This is a genomic window from Stenotrophomonas sp. YJH_SMC_73 (genome assembly GCF_059370155.1).
In genome coordinates this window covers 26,652-47,791 of the sequence record NZ_JCAFTJ010000013.1, presented here as the reverse complement: position 1 = coordinate 47,791, position 21,140 = coordinate 26,652, and the positions used below count along the sequence as shown (strand labels likewise).

The 21,140-nt window shown below is 67.7% G+C and carries 17 protein-coding genes and 1 riboswitch; of the genes, 8 read left to right on the top strand and 9 right to left on the bottom strand.

Features of this window, described 5'->3' with window-relative positions; genetic code table 11:
* Positions 1-7: 7 nt before the first annotated feature.
* Entirely contained in the window at positions 8-514 is a 507-nt protein-coding gene (locus AC5P8R_RS18425) for an acyl-CoA thioesterase (RefSeq protein WP_010481883.1), read from the top strand.
* A 116-nt stretch (positions 515-630) separates the two neighbouring features.
* Here the strand turns inward: AC5P8R_RS18425 and ppc are convergent, their stop codons facing one another.
* Both ppc and AC5P8R_RS18415 read right to left on the bottom strand, forming a co-directional pair.
* Complete coding sequence (gene ppc, locus AC5P8R_RS18420) at positions 631-3,342, bottom strand: phosphoenolpyruvate carboxylase (RefSeq protein ID WP_414611595.1); 2,712 nt, start codon at positions 3,340-3,342, stop codon at positions 631-633.
* A gap of 237 nt (positions 3,343-3,579) precedes the next feature.
* Entirely contained in the window at positions 3,580-6,096 is a 2,517-nt protein-coding gene (locus AC5P8R_RS18415) for a S9 family peptidase (RefSeq protein WP_169411164.1), read from the bottom strand.
* Positions 6,097-6,216: 120 nt separating this feature from the next.
* Positions 6,217-6,300: riboswitch (S-adenosyl-L-homocysteine riboswitch) on the top strand.
* A 36-nt stretch (positions 6,301-6,336) separates the two neighbouring features.
* Here AC5P8R_RS18415 and ahcY point away from each other — a divergent pair.
* The 5 genes from ahcY (at position 6,337) to AC5P8R_RS18390 (ending at position 11,292) form a co-directional block, all read left to right on the top strand.
* Positions 6,337-7,782, top strand: coding sequence for an adenosylhomocysteinase (ahcY, locus tag AC5P8R_RS18410; protein WP_014645960.1), 1,446 nt, complete (start codon positions 6,337-6,339; stop codon positions 7,780-7,782).
* 258 nt (positions 7,783-8,040) lie between these two features.
* Positions 8,041-8,829, top strand: coding sequence for a lysozyme inhibitor LprI family protein (locus AC5P8R_RS18405; RefSeq protein ID WP_495223708.1), 789 nt, complete (start codon positions 8,041-8,043; stop codon positions 8,827-8,829).
* Between the two features lie 50 nt (positions 8,830-8,879).
* Positions 8,880-10,223 carry a peptidoglycan-binding domain-containing protein gene (locus AC5P8R_RS18400; protein ID WP_014645958.1) on the top strand — a complete coding sequence of 448 codons (1,344 nt, stop codon included), beginning with the start codon at positions 8,880-8,882 and terminating at the stop codon, positions 10,221-10,223.
* Positions 10,224-10,333: 110 nt separating this feature from the next.
* On the top strand, positions 10,334-10,807 hold the full coding sequence (gene ybaK, locus AC5P8R_RS18395; protein WP_495223707.1) for a Cys-tRNA(Pro) deacylase: 474 nt from the start codon (positions 10,334-10,336) through the stop codon (positions 10,805-10,807).
* Positions 10,807-11,292: a hypothetical protein gene (locus AC5P8R_RS18390; protein WP_100449348.1), complete on the top strand. Its 486-nt coding sequence runs from the start codon at positions 10,807-10,809 to the stop codon at positions 11,290-11,292. The genes ybaK and AC5P8R_RS18390 overlap by 1 nt, the downstream gene beginning before the upstream one ends.
* A 70-nt stretch (positions 11,293-11,362) precedes the next feature.
* Here AC5P8R_RS18390 and AC5P8R_RS18385 read toward each other — a convergent pair whose 3' ends face one another.
* The 5 genes from AC5P8R_RS18385 to AC5P8R_RS18365 all read right to left on the bottom strand — a co-directional run bounded on the left by AC5P8R_RS18385 (position 11,363) and on the right by AC5P8R_RS18365 (position 15,475).
* Complete coding sequence (locus tag AC5P8R_RS18385; RefSeq protein WP_053494934.1) at positions 11,363-11,998, bottom strand: energy transducer TonB; 636 nt, start codon at positions 11,996-11,998, stop codon at positions 11,363-11,365.
* A gap of 101 nt (positions 11,999-12,099) precedes the next feature.
* On the bottom strand, positions 12,100-12,684 hold the full coding sequence (locus tag AC5P8R_RS18380) for a DUF3228 family protein (protein ID WP_014645954.1): 585 nt from the start codon (positions 12,682-12,684) through the stop codon (positions 12,100-12,102).
* A 50-nt stretch (positions 12,685-12,734) separates the two neighbouring features.
* Positions 12,735-13,466, bottom strand: a complete 732-nt coding sequence (locus tag AC5P8R_RS18375) for a LytR/AlgR family response regulator transcription factor (protein ID WP_014645953.1) — start codon at positions 13,464-13,466, stop codon at positions 12,735-12,737.
* Entirely contained in the window at positions 13,463-14,512 is a 1,050-nt protein-coding gene (locus tag AC5P8R_RS18370) for a sensor histidine kinase (RefSeq protein ID WP_049440189.1), read from the bottom strand. The genes AC5P8R_RS18375 and AC5P8R_RS18370 overlap by 4 nt, the downstream gene beginning before the upstream one ends.
* 36 nt (positions 14,513-14,548) lie before the next feature.
* Positions 14,549-15,475 carry an alpha/beta fold hydrolase gene (locus tag AC5P8R_RS18365; RefSeq protein ID WP_014645951.1) on the bottom strand — a complete coding sequence of 309 codons (927 nt, stop codon included), beginning with the start codon at positions 15,473-15,475 and terminating at the stop codon, positions 14,549-14,551.
* A gap of 203 nt (positions 15,476-15,678) precedes the next feature.
* Here AC5P8R_RS18365 and metF point away from each other — a divergent pair, with 203 nt between their 5' ends.
* Complete coding sequence (gene metF / locus AC5P8R_RS18360) at positions 15,679-16,506, top strand: methylenetetrahydrofolate reductase [NAD(P)H] (RefSeq protein ID WP_014645950.1); 828 nt, start codon at positions 15,679-15,681, stop codon at positions 16,504-16,506.
* Positions 16,507-16,546: 40 nt separating this feature from the next.
* Complete coding sequence (locus AC5P8R_RS18355; RefSeq protein WP_075076538.1) at positions 16,547-17,131, top strand: DUF4124 domain-containing protein; 585 nt, start codon at positions 16,547-16,549, stop codon at positions 17,129-17,131.
* 102 nt (positions 17,132-17,233) lie between these two features.
* Here the strand turns inward: AC5P8R_RS18355 and AC5P8R_RS18350 are convergent, their stop codons facing one another.
* Both AC5P8R_RS18350 and secA read right to left on the bottom strand, forming a co-directional pair.
* Positions 17,234-18,187: a Nudix family hydrolase gene (locus AC5P8R_RS18350; protein WP_049406070.1), complete on the bottom strand. Its 954-nt coding sequence runs from the start codon at positions 18,185-18,187 to the stop codon at positions 17,234-17,236.
* Between the two features lie 102 nt (positions 18,188-18,289).
* Positions 18,290-21,022, bottom strand: coding sequence for a preprotein translocase subunit SecA (secA, locus tag AC5P8R_RS18345; RefSeq protein ID WP_014645947.1), 2,733 nt, complete (start codon positions 21,020-21,022; stop codon positions 18,290-18,292).
* Positions 21,023-21,140: the final 118 nt, after the last annotated feature.

Genomic DNA, 21,140 nt, shown 5'->3' with positions numbered 1-21,140 from the left:
TCGCCGCATGTCGACCGAACTGAAAACCCACCAGCTGTCCATGACCGTGCTGATGTCGCCGGAGATGGCCAATTTCTCCGGCAAGGTCCACGGCGGCGCCATCCTGCGCCTGCTCGACCAGGTTGCCTACGCCTGCGCCAGCCGTTACGCCGGCAGCTACGTGGTCACCCTGTCGGTGGACCAGGTGATGTTCCGCCAGCCGATCGCGGTGGGCGAGCTGGTCACCTTCCTGGCCTCGGTGAACCATACCGGCACCTCGTCGATGGAGATCGGCATCAAGGTGGTGGCCGAGGACATCCTCAAGCGCAGCGTGCGCCACGCCAACAGCTGCTTCTTCACCATGGTGGCCGTGGATGAGGAAGGCCGGCCGACGCCCGTCCCGCCCCTGCAGCCGGCGACGTCCGACGAGAAGCGCCGCCAGGCCGCCGCGCAGATCCGCCGCCAGCTGCGCCAGGAAATGGAACAGCGCCATCTGGAACTGCTGGCATCGAATCCGCCGTCACCGGAGGAATGAGGTAGTGCCGGCCGCTGGCCGGCAACCTCGCGCGTGCTGCCGGACATCATGAGGTTGCCGGCCAGCGGCCGGCACTACCATTGCGAATTCGCCGGGCCATGCCCGGCGGATGCGGATCAACCGGTGTTCTGCACGCCCTGCGCAACACCGTTCACGCAGGCCACCAGCGCGCGCAGCAACCCGTCATCCTCGCGCCCGCTGGCCCGCCAGCGCTGCAACAGGTCCACCTGCAGCACGCTGATCGGATCGACGTAGGGATTGCGCAGGCGGATCGACAGCGCCAGCCGCGCATCGTGGTCGAGCAGCGTCCGCTGGTCCATCAGCGCCAGCAGCCAGTGCCGGGTGAGTTCCAGTTCGCGCTGCACCTGCGGGAAGAAGTGCCCGTGCAGTTCACCCGACAACAGCGAAAACTGCTCGGCGATGGTGATATCGCCCTTGGACAGCACCATCGCGATGTCGTCCAGGAAGGTGCGGAAGAACGGCCAGTCCCGCGCCATCTCGCGCAGGGTCTGTTCGTGGCCGGCAGCAACCGCCGCCTGCAGGCCACTGCCCACGCCGTACCAACCAGGAATCACCGCGCGCGCCTGGCTCCAGGCGAACACCCAGGGAATCGCACGCAGGTTGCCCAGCGCGGCGTCCTGGCCGAGCCGGCGCGATGGCCGCGAGCCCAGCGTCATGCGTTCGATCACGTCGATCGGCGTGGCGGTGCGGAAGTAGTCCATGAAACCGGCCTGGCCAACGAACGCGCGATACACCTCGCTGCTGGCCGATGCCACCGCGTCCATTACCGGTCGCCACTCATCCTCGCGCGGCTCGGCGGCACGCGGGCGCAGGCTGGCACGCAGCACCGCACCGGTGGCCTGCTCCAGCGAGCGCAGGGCCAGCGCACGGATGCCGTACTTGCGATGGATCACCTCGCCCTGCTCGGTCACCCGCAGGCGGCCATCGATGCTGCCGCGCGGCGATGCGTCCACCGCGTGCGTGGTCTTGCCGCCACCGCGGCTGATCGAGCCGCCACGGCCATGGAAGAAGGTCAGGCGGATGCCGGCCTCGGCCGCCACCTCCAGCAGTTCCACCTGTGCACGCTGCAGGCCCCAGCGCGATGCGGCGATGCCACCGTCCTTGCTGCTGTCCGAATAGCCCAGCATCACCATCTGCACGTCATCGCGTGCTTGCAGGTGCGCGCGATAGATCGGGTCGGCCAGCAGATCACGCAGGGTCACGGTGCCGCGCTTGAGGTCCTCCACCGTCTCGAACAGCGGCGCGATATCCAGCGGTACTGATCCGTTCTCTTCCACCAGGCCGCCACGGCGCGCCAGCGCCAGCACCGCCAGCACGTCGCTGCGGTCATGTGCCATCGAGATGATGTAGCTGCCCAGTGCATCGCCACCATGCCGCGCACGGGCATCGGCCAGCGCGGCGAACACGGCGTCCAGTCGCCGGTTGCCTTCGTCGTCGCCCTTCGGCAACGGCGCGTCACCACTGGCATGCGGCGCCAGCAGGCGCGCGCGGCCCACTGCATCCAGGCCGTCCCACGCTGCGTCGCCGCCCAGCACCGTGGCCAGCGCGCGCGCGTGCACGCTCGATTCCTGGCGCACGTCCAACCGCGCCAGGTGGAAGCCGAAGGTCTTCACCCGCCACAGCAGGCGCTGCACGGCGAAGCCACCGGCATGTTCGCCGCGGTTGGCGCGCAGGCTGTCGAGGATCAGCTGCAGGTCGTCGATCAGTTCGTCCGGGCCGGCGTAGGCGCCCTCGCCATCGTCCAGCGTTGCCTGCAGGCGTGCGCGCATGCGGTCGTTGAGCAGGCGGTACGGCATGTCGGCATGGCGCGGGCGCGACTGCACCTGCGGCAGCAGCTGCTGGTAGTGCGCCACGCGCGCCTGCAGCGCCTCGCTCACGCCCACCCGCTCGGTGGACTGGCTGAGCAGGCTGGCCAGCTGCAGCAGTTCCTTCTGGTAGCGACCCAGCACGGCCTGCCGTTGCGCGTCCAGCGTAGTGCGGATGGTGTGGGCATCCACGTTCGGGTTGCCGTCCATGTCGCCGCCCACCCACGTACCGAAGCGCAGCAGGCGCGGCAGCGGCAGTTCTTCGCCGTAGGTATCGCGCAGCGCCTGCTGCAGCGATTCGTACAGCACCGGGATCACCCGGTACAGCACCTGCACCAGATAGAAGCCGACGTGCTCGCGCTCGTCATCGACGGTAGGCCGCACCGGCGAGGAATCGGTGGTTTGCCACGAAGCGGTCAGCGCCATGCGGAAGCGCGCAGCATCGGCGGCCGCTTCCCCCGGCGTGCGCTGGCCGTCGAGGTTGTCGACCAGGCTGGCCACCATCAGCTGCTCTTTCTCCAGCAGCGCGCGGCGCACCGCTTCGGTCGGGTGCGCGGTGAACACCGGTTCGATGTCGATGCGCGGCAGCCACTGCGCCAGCTCATCCAGGCCCACGCCCTGCGCCTTCAGGTGCTGCAGCGCATCCTGCAGGCCGTCGGGCTGCGCCCCGGCGGTACCGGCACGCTGGTAATCACGGCGGCGGCGGATGCGATGCACGCGCTCGGCGATGTTGACCACCTGGAAGTAGGTGCTGAAGGCCCGCACCATGGTCTCGGCCTGCTGCGGCGTGCGCCCGGCCAGCCCTTCGGCCAGCTCCGACAGCGGCGCCTGGTTCTCGCGGCGGGCAATGGCGCGGGTGCGCACGTCCTCGACATCGTCGAGAAACGCGGCCGAAACCTGTTCGACCAGCAGGTCACCCACCAGTGCGCCGAGCCGGCGCACGTCATCGCGAAGCGGAAGATCGGGGGAAGCAAACTCGATGCTGCTGCGGTACTCGTTCATCGGCGACGCACAGGCCTCGGTCAACGGATCCAGACCCCAAGCCTATCCCAGATCGGGCGTCGTGCTGCGATGCAAGAATGGTTTCATCTGCACGTATCCATGGCGGACGCAGCCGAGCATGGGCTCGGCTCTACAAGCGTCATGGCGCGTGACACCGTGTAGCGCCCGAGCCCATGCTCGGGCGGCGGCGCAGCCGCACAGGCGGCCGCTGTTGCAGCGGCCACCCTCATGCACGTATCAGCGCTTCTTCTTCGCCGTGCCCTGCTCGGCCGGGCCGATGGTCTGCTCCAGCCAGCGCTCGCTCTCGGCCAGCATGGTCATGATCGATTCGCGTGCGCGGTAGGCATGCGATTCGTTGGGCAGCATCACCAGCCGCGCGGTGCCACCCAGGCCCTTCACCGCCGCGAACATGCGCTCGCTCTGGATCGGGAACGTGCCGGAGTTGTTGTCGTCCACGCCGTGGATGAACAGGATCGGATCCTTGATCCTGTCGGCGTAATTGAACGGCGCCATCTTCTGGTAGACGTCCTGCGCCTGCCAGTAGTTGCGCTCCTCGGCCTGGAAGCCGAACGGCGTGAGCGTGCGGTTGTAGGCGCCGCTGCGCGCAATGCCCGCCTTGAACAGGCGGGTGTGTGCCAGCAGGTTGGCCGTCATGAACGCACCGTACGAATGGCCACCAATGGCGATGTGATCGCGGTCGGTCACGCCACGCCGCACCACTTCATCCACGGCCGCCTGCGCATTGGCCACCAGTTGTTCGATGTAGGTGTCGTTCGGCTCCTTGTCGCCCTCGCCGATGATCGGCATCGACGGGCTGGCCAGCACCACGTAACCCTTGGCCAGGAACGCCTGCGGGCCCCAGTAGCTGACCGCATTGAAGCGATACGGCGAATCGGTCACCTGGCTGGCCGCGGCCGCGCTCTTGAACTCGCCCGGGTAGGCCCACATCAGCAGCGGGCGCGGGCCGTCGCGCTTCGGGTCGTATCCCGGCGGCAGCAGCAGGGTCGCGGTCAGGTCGACGCCGTCCTTGCGCTTGTAGCGGATCTGCTCCTTCTGCACACCCTTCAGCTGCGGCAGCGGATGCGCGAAATGGGTCAGCGCGCGCGGTGCGCTCCCAGCATCGGCCAGCGACTGCACGTAGAAGTTGGCCGGCTCGTCCGGGCTCTCGCGGCTCAGCAGCAGCGAACTGCCCTGCTTGTCCAGCAATGCCACCGGCAGCGCATAGCTCGGTGCCTGCGAGTGGAACAGGCGCGTTGCCTTGCCCGTGGCGATGTCGAAGCGGTCCACGAACGGACGGTCGCCTTCCGGCGAAGCACCGGCGCCGGCCAGGTACAGGCTGCCGCCATCGGCGCTGGTCTGCAGCAGCGAACGGCCGCGCTCGTCGCTGGCCCGCAGCGGCCGGCCCGGATCGGCGTAGCGGTCCTGCGCATCGCGATCCCACAGCAGGCGCGGTTCGGCGCTGGCATTGTCCGGGGCGATCAGCCAGGTCTTGGTCCTGCGGGTCTTCCACCACGATTCGGTCAGCAGGGCCAGGTCGCCACGGCCCCAGCTGATACCGGCCAGGCGGCTGCCCAGCTGGGCCAGCGTCACCGGCGGCGTGTCGAACGGCGCGGCCTGCATCAGCACCGCATCGCGCACCTTGGCATCCCTGTTCGGGTCGCCACCATCCTGCGCTTCGGCCCAGACCAGGGTCGCGTCGGCATCACCACGCCAGCCGATGTCACGCACGCCGGTCACTTCGGCGTCGTTGCCGGTCGGCAGGCCTTCCACCAGTGGACGCACGGCCACGGTATGCACCAGCTTGCCGCTGGCACGGTCGATCACTTCAATGCGGCGCGGGAAACTGCTCACCGGCACCACGTAGGAATACGGGCGCTGCACCGGCTGGCGCAGCACGAAGCGGCCATCCGGCGACACGGAGAAGCCCATGAAGATGCCGGCCGCGCCGATCGGGCGGGTGCTGCCATCCAGGCTGACTTCCACCGGCTGTGTGGTGGCGTAGTAGTCGAACTGGCGCGCGTCAGCCTCGTTCTTCAGCAGGTCCTGGTAGGTACGGATCGACACCACGCCATCGCCCCGGCGGGTCTGCTGCACGGCCGGGCCGGTCGGGATGCCGTCGGTGGCCGGGGCCGCACCGAGGTTGGCCGGGCGGGTGAACACCACCAGCCCGCGGCTGTCCGGCAGCCACTGGTAACCGCTGCCGATCACCGTGTTCAGGCCGGCAACCAGGCGGCGGGCGCTGCCGGAGGCCACGTCCACCAGCCACAGTTCGTTGGCGCCGCTGGTGGCGTCGACCTGGTTGAAAGCGAGCCACTTCTGATCCGGAGACCACATCAGGCTGGCGATCGACAGCGTGGCCGGCAGGCCGCTGATCTGCCGTTCCTTGCCATCGGCCACGTTCATCAGCCACAGCTTCTCGCCGAAGCTGAAACGGCTGTCGGAGAACGTGCGCGGGTTGATGCGCAGGCCGGCCAGCTTCAGTTCCGGCTGCGCCACCACCCGGATCGACGGCAGCGACGGCATCTGCATCAACGCGGCCATGTCGCGGCGAGGCGACAGGTGCAGCGACGGCGCGCGCGGTGCGTCGACCACCGCCTGCAGCGCCGCCGAGGGCAGTTCGTAGCCATTGACGCCCTGGGCCTGTGCTGCAGCGGGCTGTGGGGCCACCGCCCAGGCCAGCGGGGCCACGGCCAGCAGTCCCATCGACAGGACCAGGCCGGTCCAGCGCCGCGTACGGCGCGCGTGCATGCTCATCGTTCTACCTGCGTGATGCGTGAAAGCACCGACCTTAACAGGCCGTGCACGCGCCCCCATCTGCCGATGGTTGGGTCATCCGGATGTCATGCCGGGGCCGCGATATAATGGGGGTTCTCCCCTGCCGAGGGGCGCTGCGACCGGATCCGATGAGGCCCGGCCAGGCTCGGTAAGGTGGCTTTGTAACAACGGCGCCCGGCTAGATGCGAGCACCCGCTCGCCCACAACCGGAGCACACGAATGAACGCTGTTGCCAAGACCTTCTCCACCGAAGGTGATTACAAGATCCGCGACATCACGCTGGCCGACTGGGGCCGCAAGGAACTGGACATCGCCGAGCACGAAATGCCGGGCCTGATGTCGATCCGCCGCAAGTACCAGGCCGAGCTGCCGCTGAAGGGCGTGCGCGTGACCGGCTCGCTGCACATGACCATCCAGACCGCGGTGCTGATCGAGACCCTGAAGGACATCGGCGCCGACGTGCGCTGGGCCTCGTGCAACATCTTCTCGACCCAGGACCACGCGGCTGCCGCCATCGCCGCCACCGGCACCCCGGTGTTCGCCTGGAAGGGCGAGACCCTGGAAGAGTACTGGGACTGCACCCTGGACGCGCTGACCTTCACCCTGGCCGACGGCACCCTGACCGGCCCGGAACTGGTGGTGGACGACGGCGGTGACGTGACCCTGCTGATCCACAAGGGCTACGAACTGGAGAACGGCAGCGACTGGGTCAACACCGCGTCCGCCTCGCACGAAGAACAGGTCATCAAGAACCTGCTCAAGCGCGTCGCCAAGGAGCGCCCGGGTTACTGGGGCCGCGTGGTCAAGGACTGGAAGGGCGTCTCCGAAGAGACCACCACCGGCGTGCACCGCCTGTACCAGCTGGCCCAGGCCGGCACCCTGCTGATCCCGGCGATCAACGTCAACGACTCGGTCACCAAGAGCAAGTTCGACAACCTGTATGGCTGCCGCGAGTCGCTGGCCGACGGCCTGAAGCGCGCGATGGACGTGATGCTGGCCGGCAAGGTAGCCGTGGTCTGTGGCTACGGCGATGTCGGCAAGGGCTGCGCCGCGTCGCTGCGTGCCTACGGCGCGCGCGTGATCGTCACCGAGATCGACCCGATCTGCGCCCTGCAGGCGGCGATGGAAGGCTATGAAGTCAACACCATCGAATCGACCCTGGGCCGTGCCGACCTGTACGTCACCACCACCGGCAACAGGGACATCATCCGCATCGAGCACCTGAGCGCGATGAAGGACCAGGCCATTGTCTGCAACATCGGCCACTTCGACAATGAGATCCAGGTCGACGCACTGGTGTCCTTCGCCGGCATCAAGCATGTCAACATCAAGCCGCAGGTCGACAAGTACATCTTCCCGAACGGTAATGCGATCTTCCTGCTGGCCGAAGGCCGCCTGGTGAACCTGGGCTGCGCCACCGGCCACCCGAGCTTCGTGATGTCCAACAGCTTCGCCAACCAGACCCTGGCACAGATCGACCTGTGGGCGAACAAGGACAGCTACGAGAAGAAGGTGTACCTGCTGCCGAAGAAGCTGGACGAAGAAGTGGCTCGCCTGCACCTGGAAAAGATCGGCGTGAAGCTGACCACCCTGAGCCAGGAACAGGCCGACTACATCGGCGTGCCGGTGGAAGGCCCGTTCAAGCCGGACCACTACCGCTACTGATCGTGCGCGGTGCCGGCCAGCGGCCGGCACTACCGGCGCAGGCGGGGTCGGATCCCTTTCCGCAGGAAAGGGCGCTGACCCCGGCAACAGATGCAGACAGAACGGGCGCCTTCGGGCGCCCGTTCTGCGTTGCGTCGCCCCGCAGCAGATCCGCGCGCCCTGTCACAGTGCCCTAAGAAGCCGCTTGCTAGTCTCTATGCCCCCATGGACTGCCAACTGCAGGCCATGCGCCGGGACGCAGACAGCAAAGGACAGGACATGCCGCGCAACAATGACCGAGTGACCCGGGCGATGAAGCCCCTGATGATCCTGTGCTGGGTGGCCCTGCTGGCCGCCTGCAGCCCGCCTGGCAGCGATGCCGGTGCCAGCGCGCCGGCAGCGAACACCGGCCAGGCAAGCACCGACGGCAAGGCAATCAGCCCCCCGGCAGCGGCCACGGGCAGCAGCGCTGCCTGCGCCGAGGGGGCATCACAGGTGCAGACCCTGATCTGCAACGACCCCGCCCTGTTGCAGCAGGAAGCTGAGCTGGCCAAGGCTGAAGCCTCCGCACGCGACACCCTCGATGCCGCCGGCAAGGCCAAGCTGCAGGCCGAGCAGCAGCGCTGGATCCGGCATACGCGCGACCTGTGCGGTGACGCGCACTGCCTGCAACAGGTATTTGCCGATCGCCTCAAGGTGCTCTCGGCCACGCGCGACGGCCTGGTCGACCAGGACGCCTGCGAAGTGCCCGACGGCCAGCAGCAGTGCGTGGACCTGCTGGTGCTGCGCGACCCCAACAGCCAGTTGGCGAACTTCAACACGCTGCTGGGAGAAAACGGCCAGGAAGGCCGCCTGCTGGGCTGTACGGCCGCCACCAACGTGGGCGGTGGCCCCAACGCCGTGCTGGCGGCCAACTGCATCCAGGAAACCACCGCCGGCAAGCGCAACGTGCAGTTGTGCAGCAACCAGATGGTCGGCCAGTTCGCCCTCGAACCGGCATCGGCCGCCTACGGCACCCAGGCCGTCCGCCAGCTGCTCGGCTTCACGCAGCAGCACTGCGCCGGCTGACATCCGCTGGGTGCGCCCGGCGCTTTTTCCCACATTGAAGGACGATGACCATGGCAAAGGATTCCACCCTTACCCGCGAACAGCTGTCCACGCTGTTCCTCAACACGGAGCTGGGCGGCAACACCCGCCACCTGGACCACTTCTCATACGCGCAGAAAGGCGCAAGCACCTACTCGTTCGGACTGGTGCAGTTCGATGTCGGCGGCAATCCGCAGGCCAGGCGTTTCCTGCGCGACAACGGCTTCACCGCCGCTGACATCGAACTGCTGTCCCAGCAGGGCGGATTGAGCACCCGGCAGCTGGCGGCGCTTGACGCCAAGTTGCAGGCCATTCCGCAGGCGAAGATGGACCAGCTCACCAACGACAAGCTGGACAGCGCCATCGAGCGCGTCGATGAAGCCATCGCCAAGGTGCGTGCCACCAACCCGGCCGCCGCCGATGCCATCGCGGCCAACCCCGAACTGCAGCTGGCCATGGCCGACTATGACAACCAGTTCGGCGGCATGGGCCCGCAGTTCATCAGCTATCTGGCCGGCAACGCGGAAAAGCTGCAGGGCGGTACGGTCCAGGCCGGCAATCCACCGACCCGCGGCGACGTGCAGAACTTCGTCGATGCCACCAAGTACGGCATCCAGTCGCCGGCCGCGGTGACCAGCCGCGATGAGCGCTTCGACCGGGCCATGACCCAGCTGGGCATCACCCCCACCCATGCCCCCTCGCACGGGTCGCCCGGCGCGCCCGGCGGCAACGGCGTACTGGTCAGCGGCGCCAGGGGCGATGAGGTAAAGGCGATGCAGCAGAAGCTGGCCGACCTGGGCTATCTGGGCAAGGACGGCAAGCCACTGGTAGCCGATGGCGATTTCGGGCCCGGCACCCTGGAAGCGGTCAAGCAGTTCCAGCGTGAGCACCAGCTCACCGTCGATGGCAAGGTCGGTGCCACCACCCTGGGTGCGCTCGACAAGGCCATCGCGCAACAGCAACAGCAGGCCGCCGAACCGACCATGGCCACCCCCGGCCACGCCGACAACCCGCGTTACCAGCAGGTCGTGGAAAAGCTGGAAACGCTGGAAGAACAACGCCGCCAGGGTGGCCTGGCGCCACTGTTCAATGACCGCAGCCAGCTCGAGAACGCCGCAGGCCTGGTGGCTTACGAGTCCAAGCTGGCCGGCATGAGCCAGGTCGATACCGTGCTGGCGCGGCCGGACAACCAGGGCGTGTTCGCCGTGCAGGGCCAGCTTGGCGATCCCGCCATGCACCGCACTTACGTCGACCTGTCGCAGGCGGCGAACCACACGCTGCAGGACAGCACGCGGCATAGCCAGGCGCTGGACAACGAACTGTCGCAGCGACAGACCCAGGAACAGATTCAGACGCAGCAGTCGATGTCGCGCTGACGCGGGATGCCGACGATCACAGCCGGGACGGGCGCCTTCGGGGGCCCGTCCTGCGTTGATGCGCGAGTTTCGGTCAAGGCAATATCCCTATCTCGCGCTAGGATGCGCCCATGACCCCGGCCATCAACCTGCTCAAGCGCGAGAAGATCGCCCACACCGTGCGCAGCTACGTGCACGACGCCCACGCCGAATCGTATGGCGGCGAAGCCGTCGACAAGCTCGGCCTCGACCCGGCCCAGGTGTTCAAGACCCTGCTGGCCAGCACGGAAGCACGCGAACTGCTGGTGGCGATCGTGCCGGTCGCCGGTCAGCTTGACCTGAAGGCGCTGGCTGAAGCCGCCGGCTGCAAGAAGTGCGAGATGGCCGCCGCCGATGCCGCACAGCGCGCGACCGGCTACCTGGTCGGTGGCATCAGCCCGCTGGGGCAGAAGAAGCGCCTGCGCACGTTCCTGGACGCCAGTGCCGAAGCGTTGCCCGCGCTGCATGTCAGCGCCGGGCGCCGTGGCCTCGAGGTAGAACTGGCACCGGCCGACCTTCTGCGCCTCACCGCCGGCCACTACGCTGCCATCGGCAAGTCACGCTGATGCGCTGGCCGTGGTCTGCAGCGCCGGTACCCCGGCTCGACGATGCACAGGCCGACGTGCTGCTGCAGGACCTGCTGTCGCGCGATGCCACGCGCATCACCGATGCCGCACGCACGGTGGCACGGCTGTTCAGCACCGCGTCGTTGGACGCGTTGGTCGCACATGTGGATACGATCGAACGCAGCTGCGAGGGCATCGCCCTTGGCGGCATGCTGATCAGCAACCAGGCGCACCTGAAGGCGGCCCTGCAACGGCTGCGCTACTGGCAGGCGCGTGAGGGGTGCCTGTGCGCACTCTACCCTTCTTATGTGTTCTTTAACCCTGCACCGCTGCTGGAACAGGGCCACGTGCTGCTGCTCGGACGAGGCGAGGCCGAGGATGGCTGGGGTGAGTGCTACCGGGTGACGTGCACGTCCTGCACGCAGCCGTGGAGCGCCACCGAGCGCGAATACCACTACCCGTGGTGGGAGTGGAAGCGCCTCTGACAGTGATGCAGCCACGCACGGCGTGGCTCCGCTGCGGTACGTCCAGATCCGTGCCATGCATGGATGACGCTCACTCCACGAATTCATACCGCATCGGCATGCGCACGAGGGTCAACGCCGGCACCGTACCCTTCGCATCGGCGCGGCTGAAACGCCAGCCCTGCAGCTCCTCCGCTGCAGCGTCATCCAGCAACGCATGACCGCTGGAGGTCTCCACGATCACGGCCGCAACGCGCCCCCGCGCATCGACCAACGCCTTCAGCATGCTGCGGCCGGACAGCCCCTGCCGCATGGCCTCCACCGGATAGCGCGGCGACACGCCGTGTGGAGGCAGCCAGGGAATACCTTCACCCGCGAACAGATCCCGTTTGCTGCGTGCCGTGCAGGGCGTCGGCAGGCGCAGCTGCAGGGATACCTGCACCTCATTCACGGTCACGTGCGCCGGCGCGGCACAGGCATGCTGCACCAGCGCCTCCAGCATTCGTTGCTGCCGACGCAGCGCGTTGCCATTGGCCGCCGCCACTTCAATCACGCAGCGGCCGTCCTGCGGCTGCATCGACAGCGCGGTCACGCCCGCATCGCGCAGCCCGGGAAGGCGTGCCATGGGTTCGCAGGCCATCCCGGCAGAGGGCTTCGCGGCCAGTACCGGGGTGGCGGGCAGCGTGCCCGCCAGCAACATCAGGATCATCCTTGCCCAGACCGCCATGCCCTGCCCTCCTTGGGTTTGCCTGGCCCGATCATAGCGCGCGCCTGGGGTCGGATCCCCTCCTCAGGGAAAGGCTTCGACCGGGGGCTCGAATGATCGGGTCAGAGCCCTGCGATGCGGGGATCCGACCCCGGCCGCCAGTTGGCGTTGTTCTCCCAGAACTCCACCGAGCGCCGGTAGGCCTCCTTGTCCAATGGCACGCCGGAACCGCCCTCCTCCACGCCCAGCGCATTGCGCATCATGGTGATCGGCGCCATCGGCACTTCTTCCGGTTCGGCGGTATAGATGCAGCCGACGATGCCCCAGTCGGCTTCGATCGGTGAGCCTTCCCTGGCCAGCTGCTCGGCGTTGTACAGGATCACCACCAGGTAGTTCGCGCGCGGCGACTCCACGCCCTCGAACCAGCGCACCAGTACCGGCAGTTCCTCGCGGTTGCGCGCTTCGTAGCCGCTGCGCAGCTGGTGGCGGTTGGCCTCGGTGACCGGCACCGTCAGGCAGCGCGTGCTGGTCCAGTTCTCGTAGACGAACAACTTGCAGAACGGGGCGTAGCCGTCGAGCACCTTCAGCGGCGCGTGCGCATTGAGGTGTGCCTCGAACTGCTCGGCAGTGCAGTCCTGGATGGTATTGCCGCGTGGCACGCGCGGGAACAGGCGGGGACGGGCGAAATCGGTGAGGACGATGGACATGGCGCGGCGTGATCTGGGAATCCGCTGCACAGGGTAACCGCTGGCAGCACCTACAACGCCATCCGCTCGCGCAGCTCGCGTGCCTGCCGCCGCGATACCTCCACCTCGCTGCCATCATCCAGCGTCAGGTCATAGCCGTCGCCGATGCTGGGCGACACCCCACGGATACGGCGCAGGTTGACCAGTGTGTTGCGGTTGGCGCGGAAGAAAAGATCCGGCGGCAGGCGTGCTTCCAGCGCGCTCAGGCTGCGGGTCAGCAGTGCGTTCTGGTCGCGGAACCACAGCCGCGTGTAGTTGCCATCCACCACCAGCCGACGGATCTCGGAGACTGCCACGAACCAGCAGCGTTCACCCTCGCGCACGAACACCTGGTCGTGCGCGCCCAGCGTGCCGCGCGATTCCGGCACGTCGGCCGCAACCGCCTCGCACTGCCGCGCCCGCTCGAGCGCTTCCAGCAGCCGCGGCGCCTCCACCGGCTTCACCAGGTAGTCCAGCGCGTTGGCCTGGAACGCACGCACCGCATAGGTGTCGTAGGCGGTGACGAAGACCACGGCCGGCACCGTGTCCAGGCCGTCCAGCACGTCGAAACCACTGCCGGAGGGCATCTGCACATCCAGCAGCACCAGGTCCGGTGCCAGCGTGGTGATCGCCTCGCGTGCGGCGGGCACGTCGTCGGCCTCGCCCACGCACTGCACCCACGGCAGCGCCGACAGCAGCGTGCGCAGCTCCTGCCGGGCCAGCCGTGCGTCATCGACGATCAACACGCGCAGCATGCCAGTCATTGCGGAATCTCCAGCAGGGCCTGCATGCGGTCACCGGCCGGTTGCAGCACGAATCGGCCACGCATGCCCAGCTGCGCACGCAGGTAGGCCAGGCCGACGCCATGGCCATGGGTGGGTTCGCTGCCGGTTGGAAGTGGATTGTCCACCTGCAACCGCAGCACGTCATTGTCCAGCGTGGCGCGGATCTGCACCTCGCCGCCGCCGGGTCGGCTGGCGATACCGTGCTTGATCGCGTTCTCCACCAGCAACTGCAACGCCATCGCCGGCAGCTGCGCCTGCGTGGCATCGGCATCGATCTGCTGCCGCACCTGCAGGCGCTGTTCGAAATGGACCGCCTCGATGGCCAGGTAATCATCGACCACCGCCAGTTCCTCGGCCAGCGTGACCTGCTCGCTGCGGTTGTGGGCGAGCGCCTGGCGCAGCGTGCGCGACAGGCGGGTGACCATGTCACGGGCCCGTTCCGGGTCTTCCAGGATCAGCGCACGCAGGTTGTTCAGCGCATTGAACATGAAGTGCGGATTGAGCCGCGCACGCAGTGCGTCACGTTCCAGCGCACTGCGTTCGGCTTCGGCGCGCAGGCGTGCCAGCTCGCTGTGGCGTGCCCGCCGCAGGCCGTGCAGGCCCGCCCACAAACCGGTCCACACCAGCAGGAACAACGCGGTGTTCATCCAATACAGCAGCACCGAAGACCACTGGTAATCCGCATGGCCGCCAGGCAGCTGCACCCAACCCAGCGCCAGCGCCGGCAGCAGCAGCGCCGCCGTTACCGCCTGTGCGACGCTGGCCCCGAGCACCACGCCGGCAGCCAGTTTCAGCACCAGGCTGCCCAGGCTGCCCTCCCACCAGCGCTGGCGCAGTGCAACCGAACGCAATGCGCCGCTGCACAGCCAGAGTGAGACCGCCACGCTGACGGTGATCAGCACGATGCCACTGAACACGATGCCGCCACCGATCCGCATGCCGACCCACAGCCCGTACAGCGCATAGCCGGCCCATGCCAGTGCATTGAGCGTCCAGAAACGGCGGGAAGGCGTGGTGGCGTCCATGCGGGCTCTCGGCGGTGGCAGGAGGGCGGACAAGGGTCAGGGATGCGCGGCGAGGAATCGCTGCACCTGTTCCTGCAACCAGCGCGGATCATCCCACATCAGGAAGTGGAAACCCTGCGCGCTCATCGCGATCTGCACGCCCTGCAGGTTCGCGTACTGGGCCTGGAACACCGCACGCGTGCCGTCCTCGGTGCCGCCCATCGGCTGGTAGCCGGCCCAGCTGCCGAGCACCAGCGTCGGCGCGGTGATCGAAGCGATGCTGTCGCGCAGGTCGGTGGTCATCACCGCATGCATCGCATCGGCCGTGGTCTGGCGGTCGCTGGCTTCGCCCCAGCGGCCCAGTTCGGCCTGGCGCCGCGGATCGCGGGTCATGCCCGGCAGGCCCGCCTTCAACTGCGCCTGCCATTGCGCGGCGTCGGCGGCCAGCATGCCCTTGCGCAGCTGGTCGGCCATCGGCCGCACGCTGTCAGCGGTGGCACTCGGGTCGCGCGCCGCCGGCAGGAACGGCAGGGCATCGACCACCACCAGTGCGCTGATCGCCTTCGGCTCGGCCTGCGCCATCTGCAGGCCCAGCACGCCACCGAGGCTGTGGCCGACCACCACCACCGGCCCCAGGTGCTGGTCATGCAGGTAGGCCAGCAGCTGCCCGCGCATCGCCGGCAGGAAGCCGGCCGGGCGCGGGTCGGCCGCTGCCGCGCCAGCAAAGCCCGGCAACTGCACCAGGTGGCACTGCACGTCCTTCAGGGCCAGGCAGGTCTCGCGCCAGGCCTCGGCGCTGCTGTTGAGGCCGGGGATCATCAGCAGCGGTCGCCCCATGCCGACCACCTCGACCTGTACCTTGCCAGCGGTCGAGCCGGTGGCGGCATGCGCGGAACCGGAGCCGAGCACGGCCATCGCCATGCCGATCATCGCCAGCCGGGCCAGGGCCTTCATCGCGTACCAGAGTGCCAGGAAGATCTTCATCGTGTGCTCCTTCATCAGGTGGGGGGTGCCGGGATGGGAGCAGCGTGCGCCCGGCTACGGCAGCCAGGTTGCGATTCCGGAGCAACGGCCGCAGACCCGGGCAAACGGTCGCCGGCGGCGGACGGTGCCAGTCCATGCAGCCAACTAACATCCATCTTGATGAAGCGATATACTGACCCGCACCCGCCGCTGCCGCCCGTGCCATGACCGCCATCAGCTTCGAGTTCTATCCGCCCAAGACCGACGAACAGCGCAGCCAGCTGGACCGCGCCGCGGCCAGGCTGAAGGACTACGACCCCGAGTACGTGTCCTGTACCTTCGGCGCCGGTGGCTCGACCCTGAGCTATACCTCCGAGACCGTGCGCCACCTCAACCAGCACCACGGCTTCGAGGCAGCACCGCACCTGTCCTGTGTCGGCGGCACCCGCCAGGAAATCCGCGAACTGCTCAAGCTGTACCGCGCCATCGGCTGCCATCGCCTGGTCGCGCTGCGCGGCGACCTGCCCTCCGGCATGGGCTTCCCCGGTGACATGCGCTACGCCGCCGAGCTGATCGACTTCATCCGCGCCGAACACGGCACCGCCTTCCGCATCGAAGTCGGTGCCTATCCGGAGACCCATCCACAGGCCTCCGATGCACTGGCCGACCTGAAGCACTTCAAGGCCAAGATCGATGCCGGCGCCGACGCGGCGATCACCCAGTATTTCTACAACCCGGATGCGTACTTCCACTTCGTCGATGCCGTGCGCCGGCTCGGCGTTCAGGTGCCGATCACGCCCGGCATCATGCCGATCGCCAACTTCAGCCAGCTGCGCCGCTTCTCCGAGCAATGCGGTGCGGAGATCCCGCGCTGGATCAGCCGCAAGATGCAGGCCTATGGCGATGACGCCGAATCGGTGCGGGCGTTCGGTACCGAAGTGGTGGCCAAACTGTGCCAGCGCCTGATCGAGGGCGGCGCGCCGGGCCTGCACTTCTACACCTTGAACCTGGCCAAGCCGACCACGTCGGTGTTGAAGCTGCTGCACGGCTGAAAGCACGCCATGCCACCGCGATCGGCGCTACCCTGCGCCGATGAACCGGTTTTCCTTCCTGCTGTTGCTGCTGTCGTTGTGTTCGGTATCGAGCATTGTCCATGCGCAGTCCCCGCGCTTGAACCGCTGCACCGATGCGCAGGGGCAGAGCGTGTATACCGACCGCCCCTGCGACAGCGTTGGCGCCCGGTCGCGATTGCCACCGCCCGCGCCCACCGGCAGCACCCTGCCACGCGACACCCTGGGTGCGCGCTGCCCACGACGCCTGAGCGAGCTGGTGGACGCACTGCGCACCGGCATCGTCAGCAACGATGTGAACCGGCTGTCCTCGCTGTACCTGTGGGGTGCGGTCTCCGATGCCGGCGCGCAGCGCATCCTCGGCCAGTTGGAATCCTTGGCACGGCGGCCACTGGTGGACGTGGTGCCGGTGTATCCGCCACAGGGGCTGGCGTCCTCGCAGGAAGAGGGTCAGAGCCCTGCGGCGCAGGAATCCGACCCTGAGCCGCCAGCGCCACGGCATCCGGTCGGCCTGCGCCTGGAGCAGACGCTGCCCGGCAGCGCGTCGCGAGCGTCCACGGTGCTGGGATTGCGGCGGCAATACGGATGCTTCTGGATCACGTTGTGATCGGGAGGGGTCGGATCCCTTCCAGCGGAAAGGGCTCCGACCCCAGATTGCCGCGATGGGGTCAGAGCCCTGCTGCGCAGGGATCTGACCCTGCATGCCGGCTCACGCCGGCCACAGCCCACGAATCGCAGCGATGCCCTGCCCGCCATGCCGACGCGCTTCGGCGATATGGCCGGCGGCCATGCCGCCCAACGCGTAGATCGGCAGCGATACCTGCGCGCGCAGCGCAGCGAAGGCCTCCCAGCCCAGCGGCACCGCCCCGGGATGGCTGGCCGTGGCCTGCACCGGGCCGAGCACCGCGAAGTCGCAGCCCAGCTGCTGCGCCGCCTGCAGCTGCTCCAGGTCGTGGCAGGACGCGGCGACCAGCTGTCCTTCCGGCAAGGGCCGCTCCTGCAGGGCCAGCAACTGCTCGCTGCCCAGGTGCACGCCCACGCCCAGTGTGCGGGCCAACGCGACATCGCGGTTGAGCAGCCACTGCACGCCGCGACGATGCGCGCGCACGGCCTGTTCGATCATCGCCTGCCGTTGCGGATGCTCCGGCGGCAGGCGCAGCTGGATGCGCTGCTGGCCCGCCGCCACTGCCTGCTGCAGCCGTTCATGCCAGTGCTGCACGCCGCCGGCATCTTCGGCCGGCGCCGGCGTGATGAGGTAGCGATCCGGTTGGCGCAGTGCGGCCACCACCGGCAGGTCGGCCGGCGGCATGGAATAGCGGCCCAGCTTGTCCTGCGCCACCCAGGTGATCGCCTGGCCCTCGCGCCCGCGCGGTGTGCCCTTCCAGCTGCGCACGTGGCGCACTTCCAGGGTCAGGTGCTTGTCCGGATAGCGCTGCGGCACATCCATCAGCCAGGGCCCGACATCGGCCTCGATGCCCAGCTCTTCGCGCAGTTCACGCACCAGCGCCTGTTCGGAGGTCTCGCCGGATTCGCGCTTGCCGCCGGGGAACTCCCACAGGCCAGCCATGTCGCGGTTCTCGGTACGGCGGTTGAGCAGCACGCGGCCACGGGCGTCGGTGATGACGGCGGCCACGACATGGATCGATCGGGTGGGAGAAACCATGGGGCCAGCATGCCCAGAACAGGGCGGCCAGCGCAATCACGAATCCGCGCCGGATCGCCCGCGCCAAAGCAGAAGGCCCCGCTTGCGCGGGGCCTTCCGGGGTCAGCTCAGCTGGCCGTGGCAGTGCTTGTACTTCTTGCCACTGCCGCACGGGCACGGATCATTGCGGCCGATCTTCGGCTCGTCGCGCTGCAGCGTGGCCACGCCCTGCTGGGCGGCTTCGACCTGCGCGGCTTCCTCGTCGGCGCTGTAACCGCCGGCATCCTGGTGCTGGAACTGCGACTGGCTCAGGCGCGCCTGCGCCTGCTGGCGCTCGGCCGCTTCCAGCGCCTGCACTTCCTCGTCGCTGCGGATGCGCACGCGGGCCAGCAGGGTCACCACTTCGCGCTTGACGTTCTCCAGCATGTCCGAGAACAGCTCGAAGGCTTCCTTCTTGTATTCCTGCTTCGGCTGCTTCTGCGCGTAACCACGCAGGTAGATGCCCTGGCGCAGGTAATCCATGCGCGCCAGGTGCTCCTTCCAGCTCTGGTCCAGCACGGTCAGCATCACGTGCTTCTCCAGCGCGCGCATGGTTTCTTCGCCCAGGCCGGCTTCCTTCTCGGCGAAGTGCTGGTTGACGCGCTCCTGGACCTTGGTGGCGATGGCCTCGGCGTCCAGTTCTTCGTGTTCCTTGACCAGGTCGGTCAGCGACATCTGCAGGCCGAAGTCCGACTCCAGGGTCGCTTCCAGGCCGCGCAGGTCCCACTGCTCGTCGATCGAGTTCGGCGGCACGAAGCGCGCCACGATGTCGAAGATCACGTCGTCGCGGATGCCATCGACATTCGCCTTCACCGACTCGGCATCCAGCAGCTCGTCGCGCTGGGCATAGATCACCTTGCGCTGGTCGTTGTTGACGTCGTCGAAGTCCAGCAGGTTCTTGCGGATGTCGAAGTTGTGGGCCTCGACCTTGCGCTGCGCCTTTTCGATCTGGCGGCTGACCAGGCGGTCCTCGATGACGTCGTCTTCCTTCATGCCCATCATGCGCATGGCCTTCTGCACCCAGTCGGAGGCGAAGATGCGCATCAGGTTGTCTTCCAGCGACAGGTAGAAGCGGGACGAACCCGGGTCACCCTGGCGGCCCGAACGGCCGCGCAGCTGGTTGTCGATACGACGCGATTCGTGGCGCTCGGTGCCGACGATGTGCAGGCCGCCCGCCGCCTTCACTGCCTCGTGGCGCTTCTGCCATTCGGCCTTGACCGCCGCCTTCTGCTCGTCGGTCGCGTCCTCGCCCAGGGCGTGGATCTCGGCTTCCAGCGAACCGCCCAGCACGATGTCGGTACCGCGGCCGGCCATGTTGGTGGCGATGGTCACTGCGCCCGGGCGGCCAGCGTTGGCGACGATGGTCGCTTCGCGGTCATGCTGCTTGGCGTTGAGCACTTCGTGCTTCACGCCGGCCTTGCTCAGGTGCTCGGACAGCATTTCCGAGGTTTCGATCGAGGTGGTACCCACCAGCACCGGCTGGCCGCGCTTGGCGCACTCTTCGATGTCGGCCAGCACCGCATTGAACTTGCCCTTGCGGTTGAGGAACACCTGGTCCGGACTGTCCTTGCGGATGGTCGGGCGGTTGGTCGGGATCACCACCACTTCCAGGCCGTAGATGCTCTGGAACTCGAATGCTTCGGTATCGGCCGTACCGGTCATGCCGGACAGCTTCTTGTACATGCGGAACAGGTTCTGGAAGGTGATGCTGGCCAGCGTCTGGTTCTCGCGCTGGACCGGCACGCCTTCCTTCGCTTCCACCGCCTGGTGCAGGCCATCGGACCAGCGGCGGCCGGCCAGGGTGCGGCCGGTGAATTCATCGACGATGACCACTTCGCCGTCGCGCACGATGTAGTCCACGTCACGCTGGTAGATCGCGTGCGCGCGCAGGGCGGCGTTGAGGTGGTGGACCACGGTCAGGTTCTGCGCCGCGTACAGGCCTTCGGTCTCGCCGTCGAGGATGCCGGCTTCAACCAGCAGCTGCTCGGCGTGCTCCATGCCCGCTTCGGACAGGTGCACCTGCTTGCCCTTCTCGTCGACCCAGAAATCGCCCTCGCCGTCTTCCGCTTCCTGCTTGACCAGGTGCGGCACGACGCGGTTGACGCGGATGTACAGCTCCGGGGAATCATCGGCCGGACCGGAGATGATCAGCGGGGTACGCGCTTCGTCGATCAGGATGGAGTCGACTTCGTCGACGATGGCGTAGTGCAGGCCGCGCTGGTAACGGTCGGCCTTGGACAGCGCCATGTTGTCGCGCAGGTAGTCGAAGCCGAATTCGTTGTTGGTGCCGTAGGTGATGTCGGCCGCGTAGGCTTCGCGCTTGTCGCTGTGCGGCATGCCCGGGTACACCACGCCCACGCTCAGGCCCAGCCAGTTGTACAGCTTGCCCATCTGCGCGGCGTCGCGGCGGGCCAGGTAGTCGTTCACGGTGACCACGTGCACGCCCTTGCCTTCCAGCGCGTTGAGGTACACCGGCAGGGTCGCCACCAGGGTCTTGCCTTCACCGGTGCGCATTTCTGCGATCTTGCCCAGGTGAAGCACCATGCCGCCGATCAGCTGCACGTCGTAGTGGCGCATGCCCAGCACGCGGCGGCCGGCTTCGCGGCAGACCGCGAACGCTTCCGGCAGCACCTTGTCCAGGGCTTCACCGCCGGCGATGCGCTGCTTGAACTCCGGCGTCTTGGCCTGAAGCTGCTCGTCGGAAAGCTTCTCGATCTCCGGCTCCAGCGCATTGATCTTGGCGACGATGCGGTTGAGCTGGCGCAGCTGTCGTTCGTTACGACTGCCAAATACGCGGGTAAGCAGGCTGTTGATCATTGAAGGAACCGGGTTGGATGGACACGACGCCCGGCCTCCCCCTTGGGATCCGTCCGCCGCAAACGAAACAGGGCGCCTGGCGCCCTGTCGATGGCAACACCCATTGTAGCTTGGGACG

Excerpts from the sequence above, each read along its gene's own strand:
- AC5P8R_RS18425 (WP_010481883.1), top strand. The coding sequence starts at position 8 with ATGTCGACCGAACTGAAAACCCACCAGCTGTCCATGACCGTGCTGATG.
- AC5P8R_RS18405 (WP_495223708.1), top strand. The coding sequence starts at position 8,041 with ATGCCGCGCAACAATGACCGAGTGACCCGGGCGATGAAGCCCCTGATG.
- AC5P8R_RS18370 (WP_049440189.1), bottom strand. The coding sequence starts at position 14,512 with ATGGACGCCACCACGCCTTCCCGCCGTTTCTGGACGCTCAATGCACTG.
- ahcY (WP_014645960.1), top strand. The coding sequence starts at position 6,337 with ATGAACGCTGTTGCCAAGACCTTCTCCACCGAAGGTGATTACAAGATC.
- AC5P8R_RS18365 (WP_014645951.1), bottom strand. The coding sequence starts at position 15,475 with ATGAAGATCTTCCTGGCACTCTGGTACGCGATGAAGGCCCTGGCCCGG.
- AC5P8R_RS18355 (WP_075076538.1), top strand. The coding sequence starts at position 16,547 with ATGAACCGGTTTTCCTTCCTGCTGTTGCTGCTGTCGTTGTGTTCGGTA.
- ybaK (WP_495223707.1), top strand. The coding sequence starts at position 10,334 with ATGACCCCGGCCATCAACCTGCTCAAGCGCGAGAAGATCGCCCACACC.
- secA (WP_014645947.1), bottom strand. The coding sequence starts at position 21,022 with ATGATCAACAGCCTGCTTACCCGCGTATTTGGCAGTCGTAACGAACGA.
- ppc (WP_414611595.1), bottom strand. The coding sequence starts at position 3,342 with ATGAACGAGTACCGCAGCAGCATCGAGTTTGCTTCCCCCGATCTTCCG.
- AC5P8R_RS18375 (WP_014645953.1), bottom strand. The coding sequence starts at position 13,466 with ATGACTGGCATGCTGCGCGTGTTGATCGTCGATGACGCACGGCTGGCC.
- AC5P8R_RS18390 (WP_100449348.1), top strand. The coding sequence starts at position 10,807 with ATGCGCTGGCCGTGGTCTGCAGCGCCGGTACCCCGGCTCGACGATGCA.
- metF (WP_014645950.1), top strand. The coding sequence starts at position 15,679 with ATGACCGCCATCAGCTTCGAGTTCTATCCGCCCAAGACCGACGAACAG.
- AC5P8R_RS18415 (WP_169411164.1), bottom strand. The coding sequence starts at position 6,096 with ATGAGCATGCACGCGCGCCGTACGCGGCGCTGGACCGGCCTGGTCCTG.
- AC5P8R_RS18385 (WP_053494934.1), bottom strand. The coding sequence starts at position 11,998 with ATGGCGGTCTGGGCAAGGATGATCCTGATGTTGCTGGCGGGCACGCTG.
- AC5P8R_RS18380 (WP_014645954.1), bottom strand. The coding sequence starts at position 12,684 with ATGTCCATCGTCCTCACCGATTTCGCCCGTCCCCGCCTGTTCCCGCGC.
- AC5P8R_RS18350 (WP_049406070.1), bottom strand. The coding sequence starts at position 18,187 with ATGGTTTCTCCCACCCGATCGATCCATGTCGTGGCCGCCGTCATCACC.
- AC5P8R_RS18400 (WP_014645958.1), top strand. The coding sequence starts at position 8,880 with ATGGCAAAGGATTCCACCCTTACCCGCGAACAGCTGTCCACGCTGTTC.